The organism is Vibrio galatheae, assembly GCF_000967545.1.
GTDB lineage: Bacteria > Pseudomonadota > Gammaproteobacteria > Enterobacterales > Vibrionaceae > Vibrio > Vibrio galatheae.
This window is the reverse complement of sequence record NZ_JXXV01000025.1, coordinates 107,176-130,005: the sequence shown is the minus strand read 5'-3', so window position 1 is coordinate 130,005 and position 22,830 is coordinate 107,176. Positions and strand designations below refer to the sequence as shown.

Below are 22,830 nucleotides of genomic sequence, written 5' to 3'. Positions count from 1 at the left end.
AAGCGAGGCAAGGGCCTCGCTTTACACTTCTATGGCTGGGGTTTAAAACTCACCCGTTTTTGCTTCACCAGTAGCGCCGATAGAATACAAATAATTCCGCCCAAGCCAGCGTAGCGAACCGCACTTTTAGCTTGTTGCTCTACTTTAGGTTTAGCGTGGTACGCAATCCCCAAACCTGCTGCTTCCATCATGACCAAATCATTTGCCCCGTCACCCACGGCAATGGTGTTGTGCGACTCGATCTCATACTTGTCAGCGAGGTCGACAAGAATATCCGCCTTGGTCTGCGCCGACACAACCTCACCCAATACTTGTCCAGTGAGTTTGCCATCGACAATTTCCAACTGATTCGATTGCGCGTGGTCAAGGGCAAGCAACTGCTTAAGATGATCAGAAAAATAAGTGAACCCGCCAGAAGCAATCGCAGTTTTCCAACCATATTGCTTCAATGTCCCTATCAGTTCAGGTAAATCAGGCATCAAAGGTAACTCGGCACGAACTTCACTTAAGATAGATTCATCCGCCCCCGCAAGCTTGCCGACGCGTTGACGCAGACTTTGCTCAAAGTCTAATTCACCTTGCATCGCGCGCTCAGTCACTTCTGCAACTTCTTCCCCGACGCCAGCGAGTTTAGCAATTTCATCGATACACTCTATCTGGATTGCGGTTGAGTCCATATCAAGAACAATTAAACCCGGTTTAGTCAGATCAGGCATATCAACCAAGGTTGAATAGTCGAGAGCTAACGCTTGCAAAATTTCCTCATGCTGCTTGGTCAAAGTCCCGGCCATTAGCGCGACTTCATATTTGCCCACTTTCCACACATCGACGACGGCATTGTAGTAACCGACAAAGAAGTCGATGTCTTCGAATTGGCTCGGGCAAAGGTACTCACCAAAAACGACCCAACCAGCACTAGCTTTGTCAAACTGAGTCGCCAATCGAGCCTCGGGTAAGCGATTAATAAGAGGTATGTATTTACGTATAGAGAGCGTCTTTAACGTGTCCATGTCAGCTATTCCTAAAAAATCTCTCAACACGTTAACCTATTGCAATTTGGATGCGCAAGTCTCAATATGCTCTAAAATATAATAAAGCTCTATTTAGGTGAAAAATGGACTCATCTCTATTTTCTTTTCGTACTGCGATCAAAGTGCTCGCGACAATTTCTCTGATTGCTATGGTCGCAACCATAGCAACCAACAGTGTCAAAATTACCAAAGGAAATGAGCAGATTCAGATCAACCAATTAGAGACTTTAACCAATATCCTTATCTCTCAAGCCTCGCTATCTGCGAGCGATATGATCATCAATCAAGATCAAGAGCGACTACTGCAACTCTCCGAACAACTCGCGAAAGATGAGCTGGTTGTCGACGCGACGATCTATGATGCGGAAGGGGTAAAATTGGCCGCCAGTGAAGAGGCAAAATCGCTGCGTGAGATGCTAGGACTAGACACGCCACTTCAAACCGCTCGGATAGGAAAACAGCAACTTGTCGATCCTATATTACATGATGAAACCGTCATTGGTTTTGTGCGCGTTACCTTTGAAACAGGAAAACTGACCGCTTTCTCCGATCACTACTATCGAAAAAGTGATCGCTATATGTACACCATGGTCGGGCTTAGTTTTATCGCAGGGCTGCTACTTGCCATCATTGTGCGCCGTAAACCAAGCAAACGTAATGGTGAGAACTTGTTGTTGAAAGATATGTAGCAACAAGTGAGAAAATTAAAAGGGTTGGCACACGCCAACCCTTTCTTTTTCAATTGAGACTATGAGTTCAAAAAAGAGATATTACTGCCTACAACGGCCGACTCACTGACTACGAGCAATGATCGAAGCACACGCCTGAGCTAGCAGCGCAGCATTTCACTCTTTACTCTTCGTCGCCTAGAAGTACTGAATCTAGCGCAACGATCATCATGTCGTTGAACGTTGTCTGACGCTCATCAGACGTGGTTTGCTCACCCGTCTTAATATGGTCTGAAACCGTACAGATAGTCAGCGCTTTTGCACCGTACTCGGCACATACACCATAAATACCGGCCGCTTCCATTTCAACGCCAACGATGCCGTACTTATCCATAACATCAAACATGTCAGGATCCGGTGTGTAGAAAAGTTCAGCAGAGAAAAGGTTACCCACCTTAACTTCAATGCCGCGCGCTTTTGCCGCATCTTCTGCTGCGCGAACCATTTTGTAGTCAGCGATCGCTGCAAAGTCATGGCCTTTGAAGCGAATGCGGTTGACCTTAGAGTCAGTACATGCGCCCATGCCAATAACCACATCGCGCACTTTGATATCTTCACTTACCGCGCCACAGCTACCAACACGGATAATTTTCTTCACACCAAAATCTTTGATCAATTCCGTCGCGTAAATTGAACACGATGGAATCCCCATACCATGTCCCATGACTGAGATCTTGCGGCCTTTGTAAGTTCCTGTGAAACCGTACATGTTGCGTACATCACATACCTGTACAACATCTTCGAGGAAAGTTTCCGCAATGTATTTTGCACGTAGTGGATCACCCGGCATTAGAACTACATCAGCGAATGCACCCATTTCAGCGTTGATATGTGGAGTTGCCATGATTTAATTTCCTTTTGTTACTCGGATTTTTGTTGGTAATTAAAAAAGAATAGAGGGGCAAGCCCTCTACTCTGAATATTGATTTTGTATTAGAGGAAATTTTTACCGTAATCCATTGGAGATGTGCCAAAGTGGCTTGCCAGTGTCTGGCCGATGTCCGCAAATGTTTCACGAAGACCCAAAGAACCGACTGGGACTTTTTGACCATAGACGATCACTGGGATGTGCTCACGTGTGTGGTCAGTACCCGGCCAAGTTGGATCACAACCATGGTCTGCCGTCAAAATTAGCACATCGTCTTCTTCCATTAGTTCGAGTACTTCGTTGATACGACCGTCGAAGTATTCTAGTGCGGCAGCATAGCCTGCGACATCGCGACGATGACCATATGCAGAATCGAAGTCAACAAAGTTAGTGAATACGATTGTGTTGTCACCGGCTTTTTTGATCTGCTCAAGTGTCGCTTCAAATAGTGCAGGGATGCCCGTTGCTTTCACTTTTTGAGTGATGCCGCAGTTCGCGTAGATATCGGCAATTTTACCGATAGAAACCACTTCGCCTTGCTTTTCTTCAACCAGTTTTTGCAACACAGTCGCCGAAGGTGGCTCAACAGATAAGTCACGACGGTTACCAGTACGTTCAAACTGACCTTTTCCTAGGCCAATAAATGGACGCGCGATGACACGACCAATGTTGTAATCTTCTAGCTCTTCACGTGCAATTTGGCAAAGCTCTAGTAAACGCTCAAGGCCAAATGTCTCTTCATGACAGGCGATTTGAAATACCGAGTCAGCCGAGGAGTAAAAGATTGGCAGACCTGTTTTCATATGCTCTTCACCAAGATCGTCCAGTACCTGAGTACCTGATGCGTGGCAGTTACCTAGGAAGCCATCAAGCCCGGCACGTTCTAGGATGCGGTCAGTAAGCTCTTTCGGGAAGCTGTTTTGCTTATCAGTAAAGTAACCCCAGTCAAATAATACAGGCACGCCGGCAATTTCCCAGTGACCAGACGGCGTGTCTTTACCAGAAGACAGCTCAGCTGCGTGTCCGAAAGCACCAATGATCTCAACGTCGGCGTCTAAACCCGCAGCAAAGCTACCTGTCGACTCTTTGTGTGCCATTGCCAAGCCAAGCTTGGACAAATTAGGTAGCTTAAGTGCGCCACTACGCTCAGTGTTGTCGGCTAAACCTTTATTACATTGCTCGGCGATATGACCTAGGGTGTCAGAACCGACATCACCAAAGTCTTTCGCATCAGCAGTTGCACCGATGCCAAATGAGTCTAGGACTAAAATAAATGCTCTTTTCATTGCTCTCTTCCTTTGACTGGTTGAGAGCAATAAGCTCAATCAACCAATCCAATTGTAATAATTCAACTCAAAATAGTTGGACTTGCAGCAAGACAACAAGCAAGCGAATCCCCTGAGCATAGCTCGTCTATGTGACAGGGGCGGCCAGCGTTCGGGTGAGCGCGCAGTTAACGCGGCTGCAAGTTCACATATGAAGAGTTAGATGTCTTCAGCGCGAATCTGACGGTATACCTCTGGCGTTGGTGTGTACTCACCACCAATTGTAATGGCCGCTTTTAACGCTTCAGCAGCTTCTTGCCATTGTTCTTCACTACGAGCGTGAATCATCGCAAGAGGCTTGTCGCTTGAGGCTTTTTCACCCAAGCGGATAAATCTATCAAAACCAACAGCGTAGTCGATCTCATCCGTTGCGACACGGCGACCACCGCCCATCGAAACCACGGCCATACCGATTGCACGAGTATCCATAGCGGATACCACACCACTCTTATCGGCATAGACTGGTTTGACAATTTCGGCTTTCTCTAGGTAATTATCGTAGTTCTCTACAAAGTCTGCCGGGCCACCAAGACCTGCAACCATCTTACCGAAGCACTCTGCAGCCTTACCGTTATCCAGCACTTCCATGAGTTTAGCGCGCGCCTGCTCGGTGTTTTCAGCCAGCTTGCCAAGTACCAACATTTCTGCACAAGAGGCCATAGTGACTTCTAAAAGACGAGGGTTACGATATTCACCCGTTAGGAACTTAACAGCTTCACGAACCTCAACTGCATTACCCGCAGAAGATGCCAACACTTGGTTCATGTCGGTTAGGATGGCTGTCGTTTTAGTACCCGCACCGTTTGCTACCGCTACGATAGATTTCGCAAGTTCTTCAGACGCTTCGTAGGTTGGCATAAAAGCGCCAGAGCCAACTTTTACGTCCATCACTAGCGATTCAAGCCCTGCGGCAAGCTTTTTAGAAAGAATCGACGCCGTGATCAACGAGATATTATCAACAGTTGCTGTGATATCTCGAGTAGCATAAACACGCTTATCTGCCGGAGCTAAATCACCGGTTTGACCAATGATCGCCACACCCGCATCTTTGGTTACATCACCAAATACTTCATTAGTAGGTGTGATGTTGTAGCCAGGAATAGACTCCAGCTTGTCTAGCGTGCCACCAGTGTGACCAAGGCCACGGCCTGAAATCATAGGTACAAAACCGCCACATGCGGCCACCATAGGGCCAAGCATCAGTGAAGTCACATCACCGACACCACCCGTCGAATGTTTATCAACGATTGGACCGCCAAAGTTCTTGTGACTCCAATCAATCACCATACCTGAATCACGCATTGCACAGGTTAGTGCGATACGTTCAGGCATTGTCATTTCATTGAAAAAGATAGCCATAGCGAAAGCCGCAATCTGACCTTCAGAAACAGTATTTTTGGCTACGCCTTGAATAAAGAAGTTAATTTCTTCCGCGCTTAGCACTTCGCCGTCGCGTTTTTTACGAATAATTTCTTGAGGTAAGTACATTAGATCCTCCCACGCTGTGAATAGCGATGGTTGTCAGGTAAAGAGGTAGTGTGGAACGGCATATGCCGCTCCACCAAACAGACATCTAGGAAAAATTAGTAGGCCGCAGGATCTGCAGTCTCGTCTGTCACTTCTAATGTATTAAGTAGGTTAGTTAGCAGGCTTGACGCACCGAAACGGTAGTGACGAGCATCAACCCAGTTATCACCTAGGATTTCGTCAGCCATCGCTAGGTAGTCCGCTGCGTCTTCAGCAGTACGAACGCCACCTGCAGGTTTGAAACCAACCGTTTCTGCCACGCCCATATCACGAATAACTTCTAGCATCATGCGTGCGTATTCTGGGGTTGCGTTTACTGGCACTTTACCTGTAGAAGTTTTAATGAAATCTGCACCTGCTTTAATACAGATTTCAGATGCTTTCTTGATTAGTGCTTCTTCTTTTAGCTCACCCGTTTCGATGATGACTTTTAGAAGAATGTCGCCACACGCTTGTTTACATTGCTTAACTAGCTCGAAGCCCACTTCTTCGTTACCGGCCATTAGAGCGCGGTAAGGGAAAACAACGTCTACTTCATCGGCACCATACGCAACAGCAGCTTTTGTTTCTGCAACAGCGATATCGATATCATCATTACCGTGTGGGAAGTTAGTAACAGTCGCAATGCGAACTTCTGGTGTACCTTGCTCACGAAGTGTCTTCTTAGCAATAGGAATAAAGCGAGGGTAAATACAGATTGCAGCGGTATTACCTACTGCTGATTTTGCGTCATGACAAAGTGAAATAACTTTCGCGTCAGTATCGTCATCATTCAGCGTCGTTAGGTCCATTAGTTTAAGTGCACGTAGTGCTGCTGCTTTTAAATCGCTCATTTCTATCTCCGATCAATATTCAAAAAAGTTACTGTTCTAAAACTTGTTTAGAACTGCAGTCATTTATGAACGGACTTGGTTCCCTGAAGACTCGGCATATACAGCGAATTTTAATATGCCAATTGCTATCCTTGTCACCGCACAGTACCAGTTTGGTCTATGGCACAACAATCAACGATTGCGGTGTCTAACGTATATAGGCGTACACCTAAACAACACGAGGTTGCTGCCAACGTTAATCATACTCCGTGTATCAATTATCGCTAGCTAAAAAACTTCTCAATTATCCAATGATAAGTTATACCACCAAGATATACCCCAACAATCCCCATCACACCAGCCAAAACTGGCGGAGCAGGAACGGGTAATTTGATAGCGGAAAACAGGACTCCAACGAAAAAACCTGCTAGGGTCGCGAGGAAAACTTCATTCATGAGTTTACCCTACTTTCTCTACACATATACATTATAGATATTTATCGAGAAACTGTAGTGGCTCATAGAGCGCAAACGGTTTGTATCTCAAAAAAGATTCTGCTTAACGATTGCTCAATCCCATTAAGTACTCAAACGTTATGAATCTTATTGCCTGAACTTATGCCAGACCTTCTGCACAATCTAATCACATCTGTCATTATCTTATGCAGTTGTTCTTTCAAAATAGTCAGTGTGAGAGCAAGGCAACGAGGATTTGAATTCCAGGGAGCTTAGCTCGCTACGCGATCAGGATGAAAACCGCAGTTAACGCAGCTATCGCAAACTATGCTGAAAGAAACGAAAAAACCCCGTAGCACACCAAGTGTGGCTACGGGGTTTTGTAAAACGGCGTCTATATAATCTATCTACTTAATTAGAAAGATAGGAAGAAGCCAGCTATTGTCGCTGCCATTAGGTTAGATAGCGTACCAGCACAAACCGCTTTAACACCCATACGAGCGATGTCGTGACGACGGTTTGGCGCTAGGCCACCTAGACCACCCAGTAGAATCGCGATTGAAGATAGGTTTGCGAAACCACATAGAGCGAACGAGATAATTGCGGCTGTCTTAGTAGACATTACTTCACCAGTTGCTGGAACAACTTGTGCTGCATCACCAACGTAAGGTACGAAGTTTAGGTAAGCTACGAATTCGTTAACAACCAGTTTCTGACCGATGAATGAACCAGCTAGTGTTGCTTCTTCCCATGGCACACCAATAAGGAATGCTAGAGGCGAGAATAGGTAACCAAGTAGAATTTCTAGAGTTAGCTCTGGCATACCGAACCAACCGCCAACGCCACCTAGGATACCGTTGATTAGAGCGATTAGACCGATGAACGCTAGTAGCATTGCACCAACGTTTAGCGCTAGTTGTAGACCAACTGAAGCACCACCAGCTGCTGCATCGATTACGTTAGCAGGCTTGTCTTCGCCACCGTCGATATCTTCACCTAGATTCTCATCTGGTGTGTCTGTTTCTGGCTTAATGATCTTAGCGAACAGTAGACCACCTGGAGCCGCCATGAATGACGCTGCTACTAGGTACTCTAGAGGTACACCCATAGATGCGTAACCTGCTAGTACACCACCAGCAACAGACGCAAGACCACCACACATTACTGCAAATAGCTCAGACTGAGTCATTTTAGGAACAAATGGACGCACAACTAGTGGTGCTTCTGTTTGACCTACGAAAATGTTAGCTGCTGCAGACATAGACTCGGCACGTGAAGTACCTAGTGCTTTTTGTAGACCGCCACCAAGAATCTTGATAACCCACTGCATCACACCGATGTAGTAAAGTACAGAAATTAGCGCAGAGAAGAAGATTAGCGTTGGTAGTACTTGGAAAGCAAAGATGAAACCGATACCGTCAACTGAGAAGTTAACTAGGCTGCCGAATAGGAAACCAGTACCGTCTTTACCAAAGTCGATTACGTTCTGTACACCAGCTGAGAAGCCAGCTAGAAGATCACGACCCCATGGTACGTAAAGAACGAAACCACCGATGATAAATTGGATAGCAAAAGCGCCACCCACAGTTCTTAGATTGATAGCTTTGCGGTTATCAGACAGTAGTAATGCAATTCCTAGCAATACTGCCATACCGACTAGGCTCATAAACAGGCTCATAGTTTATGACTTCCTTATATGTTATTTGTTGGCGTGTTACAAAATGGAGCTAAAAAGCAGGCGCAATTATACTCATCCGTCCATTGATAAAGTAATGCCGTCCTCACAGTTTCTAATAAGATTCACTAAACGTTCACTCATTTACGTGAAGAAGATCACCCTTTACCAGTTTTGCAATCATTTAAAACACAATTTATTTAGAAATTATTCACAAATACCAAACGCTGAATTGCTATTTTTCCAAACACGTTCAGCAACCGTTTGCTTCGACATACCTTTTAGAGATGCGAGACAGGACACAATTTGAGCTAACATCTTTGGATGATTCTCTTTGCCTTGATGCCCATTCAATGGCATATCCGGCGAATCTGTCTCCAAAACAATCGATTCAAGCGGTAATTGAATGATCGCTTGACGTGTTTTACTCGCTCTTGGGTAGGTAATCACACCACCGACGCCAATAAAAAAGCCCATATCGACAAACTGCATCGCTTGCTGATAACTGCCAGAAAAACCGTGGATTACACCTCCATACGAGAAACGATACTGTTTAAGCAATTGTAGTAGGCGATTGTGGGTTTTCCGAATATGAATAATGAGAGGTAACTGAAAAGCTTGAGCAAGCTCAACTTGTTGGACAAATATCTGCTCTTGACGCAGGCGATCTATCCCCACCATGGCATCTAACCCACATTCACCGACAGCGACACATTGCGCAGGCCGCTCAGTAAGTAACTGGCGCAGTTGCTTTTGATAAGTATGGCTGTCTGGGTCGATAAAGTAGGGATGAATGCCCAAAGCATAGTAAATCGAAGAGTACTGATCAGCGAGGTCAGCAACCTTGCGCCAGTTTGAAGGGCCAATAGAGGGAATGACAAAACGCTCCACCCCTGCTTGTTTAGCCGCGTCGATATGACCATCCAGATCTGCGGCAAATACATCGAAATCAAGATGGCAGTGAGTATCAAAAAGGCGCATTACGATTGCGCCTTTTTATCATCAGAGCTGGGAGAGCGGGGTTCACTGCGATAGGGGACACAACTGCGTTTATTCTCTGGTGTTAACCCCATTGACTGGCACCAAGCGTCATAACGAGCGATCCATTTTTTGAACCATATAATCATCCCAACGCCCTATTGATTATTGCTCTTCGCGCTTAAAGACCAACTCAGTGGGTGTCGACTCTTGTTCTACAAAGTAGTAACCAGCAGTGTCAAATTTTGTCAGATCCGCGACGCTAGAAATACGATTTTCAATGATGTAACGCGCCATCATACCGCGTGCCTTTTTGGCATAGAAACTGATGACTTTATATTGCCCATTCTTACAATCCTTAAACACAGGTGTGATTACCTGAGCCTCGAGGTTCTTTGGCTTGACCGCTTTAAAATATTCATTCGAAGCAAGATTAATAAGAACGTTGTCCCCTTGCTCATCAATAGCTTGGTTAAGCTTATCGGTAATGACGTTACCCCAGAACTGATATAGATTGCTGCCTTTGTCGTTAGCTAGCTTAGTTCCCATCTCTAAACGATAAGGCTGCATCAAATCCAAGGGTTTAAGTAAACCATAAAGGCCAGACAGCATACGCAGGTGTTTTTGCGCGTAGTCGAAATCGGATTCTGTCAATGATTGCGCATCTAACCCAGTATAAACATCACCTTTAAAAGCTAATATAGCCTGGCGCGAGTTCTCGGCAGTAAAAGTTTCACTCCACTCTTGAAAGCGACCCACGTTGAGATCAGCGATCTTATCGCTCACCTTCATTAGATTAGCAACGTCAGCGGGTGTTAGCTTACGGCAAACATCAATGAGCTGCTTTGAATACTCTATAAGCTCAGGTTGAGTCGACTTTTCTGTGACTAATGGCGATTCGTAATCTAAAGTTTTCGCTGGAGAAACAACGATTAGCATGACTTTACTCTATCTGTATATTTATTTTTGATAGCCATAGGTTACAAAAAAAGCCATGCAATGTCTGCATGGCTTTGTGAATCGTTCTAATAGAGGCTTTCTATTATTTCTTACTCTGATCCCAAATCCCATCTTCTAGCTGAGATTTAAGCTCAGGGAAGTCGTTGACATCAAACGTTGGTACTTTGCCTTGTGCCAGCTGACGGTTGTAATCTTTCGCTAATTTAATCACGATACCTGAGAGCAAAATGATAGCGACTAAGTTTACAATTGCCATTAGGCCCATTGATACATCAGCTAGAGACCAGACGACAGGTAGAGACGCAACGGCACCGAACATGACCATACCCAACACGACAATTCGGAAAATCCCTAAACCCGCTTTGTGGTTATGTTCAAGGAAAATAAGGTTTGTTTCAGCGTACGAATAGTTGGCGATAATTGACGTAAAAGCAAAGAAGAAAATGGCTACAGCAACGAAAATACCGCCCCAATCCCCTACTTGTGAGCTCAGTGCCGCCTGTGTAAGTTCGATACCTGTCACTTCACCGTGTGGCACATATTCACCAGACATTAAGATAATCGCAACTGTCGCAGAACAGATAACGATGGTATCCATAAATACGCCCAACATCTGCACATAGCCTTGAGACGCAGGGTGTGGGGGATACGGCGTTGCTGATGCTGCTGCGTTTGGTGCAGAACCCATACCTGCTTCATTCGAAAACAGACCACGCTTAATACCGTTAATCATCGCTTGTGCAATTGCGTAACCTAAACCACCCGCTGCTGCTTCTTGCAGGCCAAACGCGCTCTTGAAGATCAAGGTTAGAACGGCAGGTAACTTCTCTAGATTAGAGAACATGACAAATAACGCCAGTACAAGATAGGAAAATGCCATCACTGGAACGATAAGTTCGGCCACTTTCGCGATACGCTTAATACCACCGAAAATAACGATCGATGAAAGCATTACGACCGCAATGCCGACGTAGCTCGTTTCCCAACCGAAAGCATTGGTCATCGCATTGGCGATAGAGTTAGCTTGTACTGCATTGAAGACCAAGCCAAATGCAATGATAAGAAATACTGAAAACAGTACCCCCATCCAACGCATGCCAAGGCCTTTTTCCATGTAGTACGCTGGACCACCACGGTAGTTGCCATCATCATCTTTGGTTTTATATAACTGAGCGAGTGTGCTTTCGGCAAATGAAGTCGCCATACCTAGCATAGCAATCAACCACATCCAGAAAATTGCCCCTGGACCACCAGCAGTCAATGCCACTGCAACACCAGCCATGTTACCTGTGCCAACACGAGCAGCTAGACTGGTACAAAGTGCTTGAAAAGAAGAGATACCAGCGTTGTCTGCTTTGCGGCTGTTCTTAAGAACAGAAAACATGTGACCAAAATGGCGGAACTGAATGAAACCTAAACGAACGGTAAAATAGATTCCCACACCGACCAGTAGGTAAACAAGAATAGAGCCCCACAAAAGGTCATTCATTAAATTGATTAAATCTGTCATAACATCCTCATATTGAGTTCTCGCTGACCTCTGCTTCCTAGCCATCCATCTAACTGCTCAACTAAGTGTCAATAGTGCTTAGTCTTGGATTTATTTTGTATGCAGTTTAGACCTGTAAAACTCGCCTCGTGCTTCCCTTTTACGTGTCAGCGTCTTTTTTGACGGGCGGATAATGCAGTTAAGCGGAACAAAAATCAATATGAGCTGACTTGCTCATAATTGTTATTTTTCACTATATAGTCACTATCAATTAACACCAGCCAGCACAAACACCCAACAAAACCTCAACCAACAATTAAATAAGTTATTACATTTGACATTTTGCGAAACATTATTTCTTCAGCATGGACAAATAACGCGCCGCCCTTGTCAGATAAGGCATTAAACGCAGATCATAAAACTCTGCTTGTTACCACCCAACGGCGACAAATCTCACTACTGAAAAACAAGTGCAAAAATGACACACCCGCACTGCCATGCACAGCTCTGTAACATTCTGATACATAGCAAATCCTTTCCTGCTCTAGTTCAACCGTTCAAAAAAACAACAATTAACCAGCAAAATTATGTGACTTGCTCGCACAATATGCGCAAAAACTTCATTGAAACGTAACAAATGAGAAACGAATCAAAGTTAACTTTGTTTTGGTTATGGTATTAAAAAACGGCCCTATATATAGAGGGACAAAAATCATAAAGAGGTAGCTTATGGATGGCTTAAACTTTGAAGAACTTTTAGATCACGATTTTTCTAGAGGACGTGCTGCTCGCTCTAAGCCTGTTAAGCGTAAATGGCGTGAAATCGAAGCGATTAAAGACCGTCAGCGTTTACAGCGAGAGTTGATGGAGATGGATATAGGCTTTGATGATTTAGACAAACTCGAATACTAAAAAGAGGCGAACTTTCGCCTCTTTTTTATTGGTATCACCATGAAGCCTAGTTAGCTTCATGTTCGGTTTGGTGGACTCGCTCTGCCAACTGAGCATATTGTTCTGCAATTGTCTCACCAAATACAGGATCGTCTTCGCTCACGCTCCACTGCTCTTCCACCGCTTGCCAATCTTTAACGGTGAACTTCTCAATCAAGTATGGGAACACCCGTTTTTCTTCTATCTCCAGATGCTGTTTTTGCGCATCGAGAAATGATTCCAATTGCTCAATAAACATATCCTGTGGGATCACGGCATCTTGTAAAATCATATCCACGACGCTTAAAAACTCATGCGTTTTTTCCGACAGCGTCTGGTGCTCTAACTCTAAGTTATCGATCTCATGATGATAGCCATAGTGCTCTAGATAGTAATGATAAAGGATATCTTCTTTAGGGTGATGAACTTTCTCAGAATGATTAGCAAGGTAGTCGACGAGTTCTCTTAGTACCGCATAATTCACCTGACGTTCGCTTTTGAGCAGAGTAAGTTTATGCCGTAGCACAGCCAGTAAACGCACCATATAGCCGTGTTCGCGCCGAATTCGTTCAATCATCATAGCGTCTCTCCTTAAACACCTACTTTTATTCAGTGTATAAGAGAAGTAAGTTTATTGCTTTGACCTTGTTAAAATATTAGGCAAATGTCATATAAACCCAGTTACATTTCAATTTGAGCTGGCAAGTGCCAATCAATCGCCTCTTTTCCTTGCTGCTGTAATAGCTGATTTGCCTGAGAAAAATGGCGGCAACCAAAAAAACCACGATGGGCAGACAAGGGGGACGGGTGCGGCCCAGAGAGGACATAATGTTTATTACGATCAATAAAACGTCCCTTCTTCTGTGCATGCGCTCCCCAGAGTAAAAAGACCACCCCAGATTGATGCTGGTTGACGGCTTCTATCACTCTATCGGTGAATGTCTCCCAGCCCGTTTTAGCGTGAGAATGGGCTTTACCTTGCTCAACGGTCAGTACTGTATTTAATAGCAACACCCCTTGCTCAGCCCAATGCTGCAAATATCCATGAGAAGGGATCGTAAAACCCTCTATATCTTGCGCTAACTCTTTGTACATATTGACTAGCGAAGGGGGGATTTTGACGCCTGGAAGAACAGAAAAACACAAACCATGAGCTTGATTCGGGCCGTGATACGGGTCTTGCCCAATAATCACAACTTTTACATCACTGAACTCAGTCGCGCGAAATGCGTTGAAAACATCTTTGGCTGGCGGAAACACGACTTTGCCCGCAGCCCGCTCTCCTTCAACAAACGATAAAGTCTGCTGAAAATACGGCTGCTGCTTTTCGGCGCCAATCACCTCTTGCCATGTCAGTGACGAACTCATACTCTGTTCCTTTTACTATTTGTCTAACTCGATTGTCGCAGAATATATAAAAGGAACAAAGGTTTTAGGGCTATCAATCGCTAGTTTTTCTGGGGGGTGCGATGATGTCCCTGCCCAGTAACGTGGCGATTTGGCATAGGAAGACGAACGGAACGAACAGAGATATAACAACGTGAATACGGCATAGTGGCACCCTCATATAACTTGCTTCACAAACAACTATGAAAAATTGATGCCACTTTTCAGTCTCAACGTGATTTAAACCGCTACCTGATGATGAAATTCACGTAGTTGCTCGATTTCATTCGGCCAAAGATCAGGATCTATTGTTTCTAGAATCAATGGGATAGAGTCAAATCGTGGATCTTTTGCGATATACTCAAAACAGTGCCAACCAATCTCACCTTTACCTAAGGAGTGATGTCTATCGACTTTGCCACCTAAGGCAATCTTTGAGTCATTAATGTGCATTGCCCGCAAATAATGCATTCCAACAACCCGTTCAAATTCTGCGAACGTTGCTTCGCAAGCCTCAAATGTACGCAGATCATACCCAGCGCTAAACGTATGGCAGGTGTCAATGCAGACGCCTACTCGGGATTTATCCTTAACTTGAGCAATGATTTCTGCAAGATGTTCAAAGCGCCAACCAAGATTGGTTCCCTGCCCGGCTGTATTCTCTATCACGGCAATAACATTGGGCACCGCCTGGTGAGCAAGATTGATTGATTCAGCAATTCAAGCCAAACACTCAGATTCAGAAATTTGTTTAAGGTGACTTCCGGGATGAAAGTTAAGCAAAGTTAAACCTAACTGATTACAACGCTCCATCTCATCAATAAAAGCCGCCCGTGACTTGTCTAACTTTTCTTGCTCTGGAGCTCCTAGGTTTATTAGATAGGAGTCATGCGGCAATATTTGTTCACTACTAAAGCCCAACATTTTGCAGTTAGCCTTAAACGCAGAGATGGCCTTTTCACCAAGGGGTTTAGCCATCCATTGGCGCTGGTTTTTGGTAAAGAGCGCAAAGGCATTCGCTCCGATCTCCTTGGCTCTTATCGGCGCCTGATCGACCCCTCCCGCAGCAGAAACATGGGCACCAATAAACTTATTACCATACTGGTTTTTACGTCTTGTCATTTAATCACTTTACACTTTCAGTCCATGAACCTACTTACAAACACTTAGCTAGTAGAGTGTGATTTTTAGGCTCGAAATATAGTAAAATTACAACATTTTTAATGATAAAATATTTTCTATATTATAAAAAACATTGCAATTACTATGTTTTTAAACACTTTATTGACTTAGAGCAATAAAATAACCACTCTTAAATCAATGTTTATTGTTGTTTTTTGACTTAAATCAATATTATTACAAGGGATATTCGCTATATAATACGTAGCTCAATAAAATTCGAAATTAAACACCAATAATCCACGAGAGTGGACTAGGAGATAGTGATGATCCAAGGTATCCAAATTACAAAAGCAGCTAACGATGACCTACTAAACTCGATCTGGCTACTTGATAGCGAAAAGAACGAAGCTCGTTGTGTTGCTGCAAATTCAGGCTTTGAAGCAGACCAAGTAGTCGCAATCAACGAACTAGGTGAGTACGAAAGCCGCGAAGTTGCTATCGAAACAGCACCACGCATCGAAGGTGGTCAACACCTCAACGTAAACGTCCTTAAGCGCGAAACGTTAGAAGATGCTGTTGCAAACCCTGAGAAGTACCCTCAGCTAACGATCCGTGTATCTGGCTACGCTGTGCGCTTCAACTCACTAACAACTGAACAGCAACGTGACGTAATCGCACGTACTTTCACTGAGTCTCTATAATCTCAGACTATCTTCCCAAAAAGGCGCTCATTGAGCGCCGATTCTTATTTTAAATACTGCAGCGAAAAACGTGAAATCATCATTAGCTAAACAGTGAGAGTACCGATTGTGCATGCTCTTGCCAAAGCAGCTTGATTGCCATCAGCATCGACATGGTAATCACCAGTGGGCGAATCCACTTTTGCCCTTTCGTCACGACAACCTTTGCCCCCAGTTGTGCTCCGATAAAGCCACCGACCGCCATCACTAAACCAAGCTCCCATACGGGTAGCCCAGCAAGAATGAAAAATAGCAGTGCCGCGATATTGGAGGTAAAGTTAAGCACTTTAGTCCTAGCCGTCGCCTCAACCAGCGAAAAATGTCCGAGAGCAACAAAACAGACGGTGAATATCGACCCTGTACCTGGCCCAAAAAAACCATCATAGAAACCAACACCACCGCCGACGCACAAAGCAAACATCGCTTGTGACATTTTGGCTTGCCCTGTTTGCGCTTTGGTTTTCGGCATCAACAGGAAGTAGAGCGAGATAGCGACTAACAAGACCGGAATTAAGCTGGTGAGCAGCCCAGCATCGATATACTGCACCGCTTCCGCACCGATCGCTGAACCGATAAAAGTACATCCAATCGCTAGACGCATCTCCTTGATGCTGACGATTCCGTTGCGCACGAAATACCAGCTTGCTGAAAAGCTACCAAAGGAGCTTTGCAGTTTATTGGTTGCCAATGCTTGAGTCGGAGGAACCCCCGCCGCCAAAAGAGCAGGTAGGGTAATTAACCCACCACCACCAGCCATCGCATCAATAAAGCCCGCTAGCCCGGCAACAAAGAAAAGTATCGTAATAATTTCGAGCGTCAGTTCCATTGTTAATCAACTAATTATCTACATCTAGCCATAAAAATATCATCAAGTTAACAATTCTTTTAGAGAAAGATTAAACTATGACTCATTCCAGTTTTTCAATAATACAGAAATAAAAAAGCCCGCTAGAATAAGCGGGCAATGAGGTTGTCATATAAGCTCTGTTGCGAGCCTACTGATTTTTATTAAGCTTCGTTCTGCGCTACTTTCGCATGCAGTTCCTGAACCGACGTTACCGAGCTCTTTGCATCCGCAGTGTGAGACATACAAGTCGCAAACGCTGCGTTTAACGTTGTGGTGTAGTTCACTTTCTCAGCGAGTGCTCCACGACGTAGAACTTTCGAATCTTCAATCGCCTGACGACCAGCAGCCGTGTTGACGATGTAGGTGTATTCGTTGTTCTTGATGCGGTCAAGAATGTGTGGACGTCCTTCATGTACCTTGTTCACTAGGCGTGGGTTGATGCCCGCTTCACCTAGGATAACTGCCGTACCGTGAGTTGCATCCAGTTGATAACCCAGTTTAGTTAACTTAGACGCTAGGTCTACCACACGCTGCTTGTCACCTTCACGTACAGATAACAATGCGCGACCACCTTCTGGGTAAATATTGCCACAGCCAAGTTCAGCTTTTGCGTATGCTTCAGCAAACGTTGCACCCACACCCATAACCTCACCTGTAGAGCGCATTTCTGGGCCTAATAGTGGGTCAACACCAGGGAATTTATTGAACGGCAGTACCACTTCTTTCACCGAGTAGTATGGTGGGATGATCTCTTTGGTAAAGCCTTGAGACTCTAGAGATTGCCCCGCCATTACACGTGCGGCAATTTTCGCAAGTGGTGCGCCTGTCGCTTTTGACACAAACGGTACCGTACGCGCAGCTCGTGGATTCACCTCGATGAGGTAAACATCGTTGCCTTTAACGGCAAACTGAGTGTTCATCAGACCACGCACACCAAGTTCAAACGCGAGCTTTTCAACTTGCTCACGCATCTTGTCTTGGATTTCTTGGCTTAGCGTGTAAGCAGGAAGTGAACATGCTGAATCACCTGAGTGAACCCCCGCTTGCTCGATGTGTTCCATGATACCGCCGATTACCACACGCTCACCGTCACAGATAGCATCGATATCTACTTCTGTTGCGTCGTCTAGGAAACGGTCTAGAAGTACGGGTGATTCATTCGAAACGCTAACAGCTTCGTTAAAGTAACGACGTAGGTCTTGCTCGTCGTAAACGATTTCCATCGCGCGGCCACCCAGTACATACGAAGGGCGTACAACCAATGGGAAGCCAATCTCTTTCGATTTATCAACCGCTTGTTCCATAGTGGTAACCGTCGCGTTTTCTGGCTGCAGTAGACCTAAACGCTCAACTGCCGCTTGGAAACGTTCACGGTCTTCTGCGCGGTCAATAGCATCTGGGCTAGTACCAATAATTGGCACACCAGCCGCTTCAAGAGCACGAGCCAATTTCAGTGGCGTTTGACCACCGTACTGAACAATCACGCCTTTTGGCTTCTCAACACGTACGATTGATAATACGTCTTCAAGTGTTACTGGTTCGAAGTAGAGACGATCGGATGTGTCGTAGTCCGTAGATACAGTTTCTGGGTTACAGTTAACCATGATGGTTTCGTAACCGTCTTCACGTAGTGCCAATGACGCGTGTACACAGCAGTAGTCAAATTCAATACCTTGACCGATCCGGTTTGGACCACCGCCCAATACCATGATTTTATCTTTGTCTGTCGGCTGAGCTTCACACTCATCATCATAAGATGAGTACATGTAAGCCGTGTCTGAAGAGAACTCTGCTGCACAAGTATCGACGCGCTTGTAAACTGGGTGGATATCGTACTGGTCACGTAGACGACGAATCTCACTTTCAGAGACACCAAGTAGCGTTGATAGACGCGCATCCGAGAAGCCTTTGCGCTTCATCTTATGCAGAACTTCTTGAGTCAGACCAGCAAATCCACCAGCTTTCACTTCATTCTCAAGCTGAACAAGTTCTTCAATTTGGACCAAGAACCAGCGGTCAATAGCGGTTAGGTTGAATACGCCATCAACTGACATACCCGCACGGAATGCGTCTGCGATGTACCAGATACGCTCGGCGCCCGCTTCTTTGAGCTCGTGACGAATCGTTGTAAGTGCGTCTGGTGCATCCAAATCAACCATTTCATCGAAGCCGTTCACACCAACTTCAAGGCCACGAAGTGCTTTTTGTAGAGATTCTTGTTGGTTACGACCAATTGCCATAACCTCACCCACTGACTTCATCTGAGTGGTTAGGCGGTCATTCGCACCTGCAAATTTCTCGAAGTTAAAACGAGGAATCTTAGTCACAACGTAGTCGATGGTTGGCTCGAACGATGCTGGCGTCGCGCCGCCAGTGATATCGTTCTGTAGCTCATCAAGCGTGAAACCAACCGCTAGTTTCGCTGCAATCTTAGCGATTGGGAAACCAGTTGCTTTCGATGCAAGAGCAGAAGAGCGAGATACACGTGGGTTCATCTCGATGATAACCATACGGCCATCTTTCGGATTGATACCAAACTGTACGTTTGAACCACCTGTTTCAACGCCGATTTCACGCAGTACTGCGAGCGATGCGTTACGCATCAACTGATACTCTTTATCAGTTAGTGTTTGCGCTGGAGCGACTGTGATTGAGTCACCAGTGTGGATACCCATAGGATCAAAGTTCTCAATCGAACATACGATGATACAGTTGTCCGCTTTGTCACGAACTACTTCCATCTCGTACTCTTTCCAACCGATAAGTGATTCATCGATGAGAAGCTCGTTAGTTGGCGATAGGTCGAGACCGCGACGACAGATCTCTTCGAACTCTTCTTTGTTATAAGCGATACCACCACCAGTACCACCCATGGTGAATGACGGGCGGATGATACAAGGGAAGCCAACCATATCCAGAACTTTGTAAGCTTCTTCCATGGTTTTAGCGGTATCAGCACGAGGACACTCAAGGCCGATAGACTTCATCGCTTTATCGAAACGAGAACGGTCTTCCGCTTTATCAATCGCATCAGCGGTTGCACCAATCATCTCCACACCGAACTCAGCCAGTACGCCGTGTTTTTCTAAGTCGAGCGCACAGTTAAGTGCTGTTTGACCACCCATAGTAGGCAGTACTGCATCTGGGCGCTCTTTCTCGATGATCTTACGAACCACTTCCCATTGAATTGGCTCAATGTAGGTTGCATCCGCCATGTCCGGGTCAGTCATGATGGTTGCTGGGTTGGAGTTAACAAGAATAACTCGGTAACCTTCTTCACGCAGTGCTTTACATGCTTGAGCACCAGAGTAGTCAAACTCACATGCCTGACCGATAACAATCGGGCCAGCACCTAGAATTAGAATACTTTTTAAATCAGTACGTTTTGGCATTCTCTACTACTCCGAATTAAGCGCTGTGTTTTTTGATAAGTTCGATAAAGTGGTCAAATAGCGGAGCCGCATCATGTGGACCTGGGCTGGCTTCTGGGTGACCTTGGAAGCTAAATGCTGGCTTATCTGTGCGGTGGATACCTTGTAGAGAGCCATCAAATAGTGACACATGAGTCGCGCGCAGATTGTCAGGTAGTGTTGCTTCGTCAGCGGCAAAGCCGTGGTTCTGAGAAGTAATCATGACAACATTACGGTCTAGGTCTTTAACCGGGTGGTTAGCACCGTGGTGACCAAATTTCATCTTCACCGTTTTAGCACCAGATGCTAGCGCTAGGATTTGGTGACCTAAACAGATACCAAAGATAGGCAAGCCTTTTTCTAGGAATACCTTGGTCGCTTCAATCGCATAAGTACATGGTTCCGGGTCACCAGGGCCATTTGATAGGAAAACACCATCTGGGTTTAATGCTAAAACTTCTTCTGCACTGGTTTGTGCAGGCACAACCGTTAAGCGGCAGCCGCGGTCAACCAACATGCGCAGGATGTTACGTTTTGCGCCGAAGTCGTAGGCAACAACGTGATATGGCAACTCGCTGTCGTCTTGCGCTTCAGGAAGTCCCCCCTCAAGCGTCCACGAACCTTGTTTCCATTGATACGCTTCTTTCGTTGTAACTTCTTTCGCAAGGTCCATACCTTTTAGGCCAGGGAAATCTTTTGCTTTAGCCAGAGCTAAAGCCTCGTCTAGATTACCTCCCGCTACGATACAACCGTTTTGGGCACCTTTCTCACGTAGAATGCGCGTAAGTTTACGCGTATCGATATCAGCGATGCCGACGATATTTTGCGATTTAAGGTAATCAGAAAGAGATTGTTCACTACGGAAGTTAGAAGCGATAAGAGGGAGATCGCGAATCACAAGGCCTTGTGCGTGGATTGAAGAAGATTCTTCGTCTTCGGTATTGGTACCGGTATTGCCAATGTGGGGATAAGTAAGGGTGACGATCTGTTGAGAATAGGAAGGATCAGTGAGGATTTCTTGGTACCCCGTCATCGAGGTATTAAAAACAACTTCACCAACGGACGAACCATCTGCTCCAATGGAAACACCGTGGAACACTGTCCCATCTTCTAGGACTAACAGTGCTGATTTACTCAAGACAACCTCCAGAATAAAAATGCAAAAATAATAAATTAAACTGCAAATCTGCCTTCCTTCACGCAATAAAAAGGCGTTTTCAGGTTATTTAGACAAATTGGCGGTATTCTAAATACGCAATGGGATTGTGTCAACAGAGACACAAAAATAAATTGAATATTTAGAGCCGTTAAAGCCAAAAACCTTTCTAGATGGCCAAAAAATTAAGTTTAGTCCTGATTTGAAGGGGGAGAGGTGAATATTTTATGAAACCCGTCATTTTATGAACATTTAAGATCACAGTTTTTCTATCAAAATGTGCGCAAACGTTGAACACACAAAAGTTACTTGCACTTTTAGAGCATTAAAGACAAAAGCAGCCAATAACCACCAAAATCAACAACAAAATCAAACTAAAATACCGAACTTTAATTTGTTAAAGCAGAAGTATATATTGTTCAAATACAAAAAGCGCCGGGTAAGCCCAGCGCATAATTATTTACTTTGAGTTAAAAGCTTTGGATTCAACCCCAACGCCCTTAACAGATCAATTCGAATTAAAGCTCATTCAATCCCAGTACGTCTGTCATGGTATAGAAACCAGCAGGCTTCCCATTTAACCAAACGGCCGCCTTTACCGCGCCATTGGCGAATGTCATGCGATCGGTCGCCTTATGAGTGATCTCCACACGCTCACCAATGTCAGCAAACATGGCTGTATGTTCACCAATGATGTCTCCAGCCCGAATGGTGGCAAAACCGATTTCATCTTTTGTCCGTTCGCCAGTGATACCTTCACGAGCATAAACGGCAACATCATTTAGTTTATTGCCCATCGCTTCCGCAATAGCTTCACCCATACCAATCGCGGTTCCTGATGGCGCATCAACTTTATGACGGTGGTGTGCTTCGACGATTTCGATATCGCAGTAATCACCCATTACTTTGGCGGCTTTCTCTAGTAGTTTAAATACCAGATTAACACCAACTGAATAGTTAGGAGCCATCACAACTGGCACTTGCTGCGCAACCGACTCAATCAGCTCTCGTTCTTGATCGCTAAAACCTGTCGTTCCAATGACAACACTCTTGCCATGCTGACGACACAGTTCAAGGTTGGCTAATGTGCTTGCAGGTGCCGTAAAGTCGATGATGACATCAAACTGTTCAATCTCTTTTGCTAGGTCGTCAGTCAAAACAACATCGAACTTACCTTCACCACATAGTTCACCAATATCAACGCCGACGAGCGAAGACTCTGGTCGCTCTGAACCTGCGCCAACTTGAGCTTGTTGATTTAAGTAAGTTGCTTTAACTAGGTTGCGGCCCATGCGGCCAGCTGCTCCTGCAACTGCAATACGTACCATTGCACTTCTCCGTTTCTAATCATCGTTTTTTAGCCAATCCGTTAAAACTAACAGTATTCATCA

Annotated in this window: 20 protein-coding genes and 1 pseudogene; 3 read left to right on the top strand and 18 right to left on the bottom strand. The window is 45.1% G+C overall.

Features of this window, described 5'->3' with window-relative positions; genetic code table 11:
* Window positions 1-29 precede the first annotated feature (29 nt).
* The gene (gene serB, locus TW81_RS14270) at window positions 30-1,010 is read right to left on the bottom strand and encodes a phosphoserine phosphatase (protein WP_045956400.1); all 981 of its coding nucleotides are present in this window, start codon (window positions 1,008-1,010) and stop codon (window positions 30-32) included.
* Between the two features lie 104 nt (window positions 1,011-1,114).
* On the opposite strand from serB, the gene TW81_RS14265 reads away from it, so the two are divergent.
* Window positions 1,115-1,720 carry a YtjB family periplasmic protein gene (locus tag TW81_RS14265; protein ID WP_045956399.1) on the top strand — a complete coding sequence of 202 codons (606 nt, stop codon included), beginning with the start codon at window positions 1,115-1,117 and terminating at the stop codon, window positions 1,718-1,720.
* Between the two features lie 163 nt (window positions 1,721-1,883).
* Here TW81_RS14265 and deoD read toward each other — a convergent pair whose 3' ends face one another.
* The 10 genes from deoD to TW81_RS14220 form a co-directional block, all read right to left on the bottom strand.
* Window positions 1,884-2,603, bottom strand: coding sequence for a purine-nucleoside phosphorylase (gene deoD / locus TW81_RS14260; RefSeq protein ID WP_045956398.1), 720 nt, complete (start codon window positions 2,601-2,603; stop codon window positions 1,884-1,886).
* Between the two features lie 89 nt (window positions 2,604-2,692).
* Entirely contained in the window at window positions 2,693-3,913 is a 1,221-nt protein-coding gene (locus TW81_RS14255; protein WP_045956397.1) for a phosphopentomutase, read from the bottom strand.
* A 198-nt stretch (window positions 3,914-4,111) separates the two neighbouring features.
* Window positions 4,112-5,440: a thymidine phosphorylase gene (deoA, locus tag TW81_RS14250; RefSeq protein WP_045956396.1), complete on the bottom strand. Its 1,329-nt coding sequence runs from the start codon at window positions 5,438-5,440 to the stop codon at window positions 4,112-4,114.
* A gap of 95 nt (window positions 5,441-5,535) precedes the next feature.
* A complete protein-coding gene (gene deoC / locus TW81_RS14245; RefSeq protein ID WP_045956395.1) occupies window positions 5,536-6,312 on the bottom strand; it encodes a deoxyribose-phosphate aldolase in 777 nt (258 codons plus the stop codon).
* A gap of 263 nt (window positions 6,313-6,575) precedes the next feature.
* Entirely contained in the window at window positions 6,576-6,746 is a 171-nt protein-coding gene (locus TW81_RS14240) for a XapX domain-containing protein (RefSeq protein ID WP_045956394.1), read from the bottom strand.
* Window positions 6,747-7,161: 415 nt separating this feature from the next.
* Window positions 7,162-8,424, bottom strand: coding sequence for a NupC/NupG family nucleoside CNT transporter (locus TW81_RS14235; RefSeq protein ID WP_045956393.1), 1,263 nt, complete (start codon window positions 8,422-8,424; stop codon window positions 7,162-7,164).
* A gap of 204 nt (window positions 8,425-8,628) precedes the next feature.
* On the bottom strand, window positions 8,629-9,402 hold the full coding sequence (locus tag TW81_RS14230) for a TatD family hydrolase (RefSeq protein ID WP_045956392.1): 774 nt from the start codon (window positions 9,400-9,402) through the stop codon (window positions 8,629-8,631).
* The gene (locus TW81_RS19355) at window positions 9,402-9,548 is read right to left on the bottom strand and encodes a DUF5363 family protein (protein WP_162197057.1); all 147 of its coding nucleotides are present in this window, start codon (window positions 9,546-9,548) and stop codon (window positions 9,402-9,404) included. Before TW81_RS19355 ends, TW81_RS14230 begins: the two co-directional genes overlap by 1 nt.
* 16 nt (window positions 9,549-9,564) lie before the next feature.
* On the bottom strand, window positions 9,565-10,338 hold the full coding sequence (yaaA, locus tag TW81_RS14225) for a peroxide stress protein YaaA (RefSeq protein ID WP_045956391.1): 774 nt from the start codon (window positions 10,336-10,338) through the stop codon (window positions 9,565-9,567).
* 103 nt (window positions 10,339-10,441) lie between these two features.
* Window positions 10,442-11,869: an alanine/glycine:cation symporter family protein gene (locus TW81_RS14220; RefSeq protein ID WP_045956390.1), complete on the bottom strand. Its 1,428-nt coding sequence runs from the start codon at window positions 11,867-11,869 to the stop codon at window positions 10,442-10,444.
* A gap of 708 nt (window positions 11,870-12,577) precedes the next feature.
* Here TW81_RS14220 and TW81_RS14215 point away from each other — a divergent pair.
* The gene (locus TW81_RS14215; RefSeq protein WP_045956389.1) at window positions 12,578-12,760 is read left to right on the top strand and encodes a DUF3545 family protein; all 183 of its coding nucleotides are present in this window, start codon (window positions 12,578-12,580) and stop codon (window positions 12,758-12,760) included.
* Window positions 12,761-12,806: 46 nt separating this feature from the next.
* Here TW81_RS14215 and TW81_RS14210 read toward each other — a convergent pair whose 3' ends face one another.
* From TW81_RS14210 to nfo, 3 genes and pseudogenes are all read right to left on the bottom strand, one after another.
* On the bottom strand, window positions 12,807-13,358 hold the full coding sequence (locus TW81_RS14210; protein ID WP_045956388.1) for a hemerythrin domain-containing protein: 552 nt from the start codon (window positions 13,356-13,358) through the stop codon (window positions 12,807-12,809).
* A 101-nt stretch (window positions 13,359-13,459) separates the two neighbouring features.
* Window positions 13,460-14,146 (bottom strand): uracil-DNA glycosylase, encoded by a 687-nt coding sequence (gene ung, locus TW81_RS14205; RefSeq protein WP_045956387.1) that lies wholly within the window; start codon window positions 14,144-14,146, stop codon window positions 13,460-13,462.
* Window positions 14,147-14,404: 258 nt separating this feature from the next.
* Window positions 14,405-15,286: pseudogene (nfo, locus tag TW81_RS14200) on the bottom strand (deoxyribonuclease IV).
* 323 nt (window positions 15,287-15,609) lie between these two features.
* Here nfo and grcA point away from each other — a divergent pair.
* Window positions 15,610-15,987 (top strand): autonomous glycyl radical cofactor GrcA, encoded by a 378-nt coding sequence (gene grcA / locus TW81_RS14195; RefSeq protein ID WP_045956386.1) that lies wholly within the window; start codon window positions 15,610-15,612, stop codon window positions 15,985-15,987.
* Window positions 15,988-16,069: 82 nt separating this feature from the next.
* Here grcA and TW81_RS14190 read toward each other — a convergent pair whose 3' ends face one another.
* From TW81_RS14190 to dapB, 4 genes are all read right to left on the bottom strand, one after another.
* Window positions 16,070-16,852 (bottom strand): TSUP family transporter, encoded by a 783-nt coding sequence (locus TW81_RS14190; protein ID WP_045956385.1) that lies wholly within the window; start codon window positions 16,850-16,852, stop codon window positions 16,070-16,072.
* 182 nt (window positions 16,853-17,034) lie between these two features.
* Complete coding sequence (carB, locus tag TW81_RS14185; RefSeq protein ID WP_045956384.1) at window positions 17,035-20,265, bottom strand: carbamoyl-phosphate synthase large subunit; 3,231 nt, start codon at window positions 20,263-20,265, stop codon at window positions 17,035-17,037.
* A gap of 16 nt (window positions 20,266-20,281) precedes the next feature.
* The gene (carA, locus tag TW81_RS14180; RefSeq protein ID WP_045956383.1) at window positions 20,282-21,421 is read right to left on the bottom strand and encodes a glutamine-hydrolyzing carbamoyl-phosphate synthase small subunit; all 1,140 of its coding nucleotides are present in this window, start codon (window positions 21,419-21,421) and stop codon (window positions 20,282-20,284) included.
* Between the two features lie 536 nt (window positions 21,422-21,957).
* Window positions 21,958-22,767, bottom strand: coding sequence for a 4-hydroxy-tetrahydrodipicolinate reductase (dapB, locus tag TW81_RS14175; RefSeq protein ID WP_045956382.1), 810 nt, complete (start codon window positions 22,765-22,767; stop codon window positions 21,958-21,960).
* Window positions 22,768-22,830: the final 63 nt, after the last annotated feature.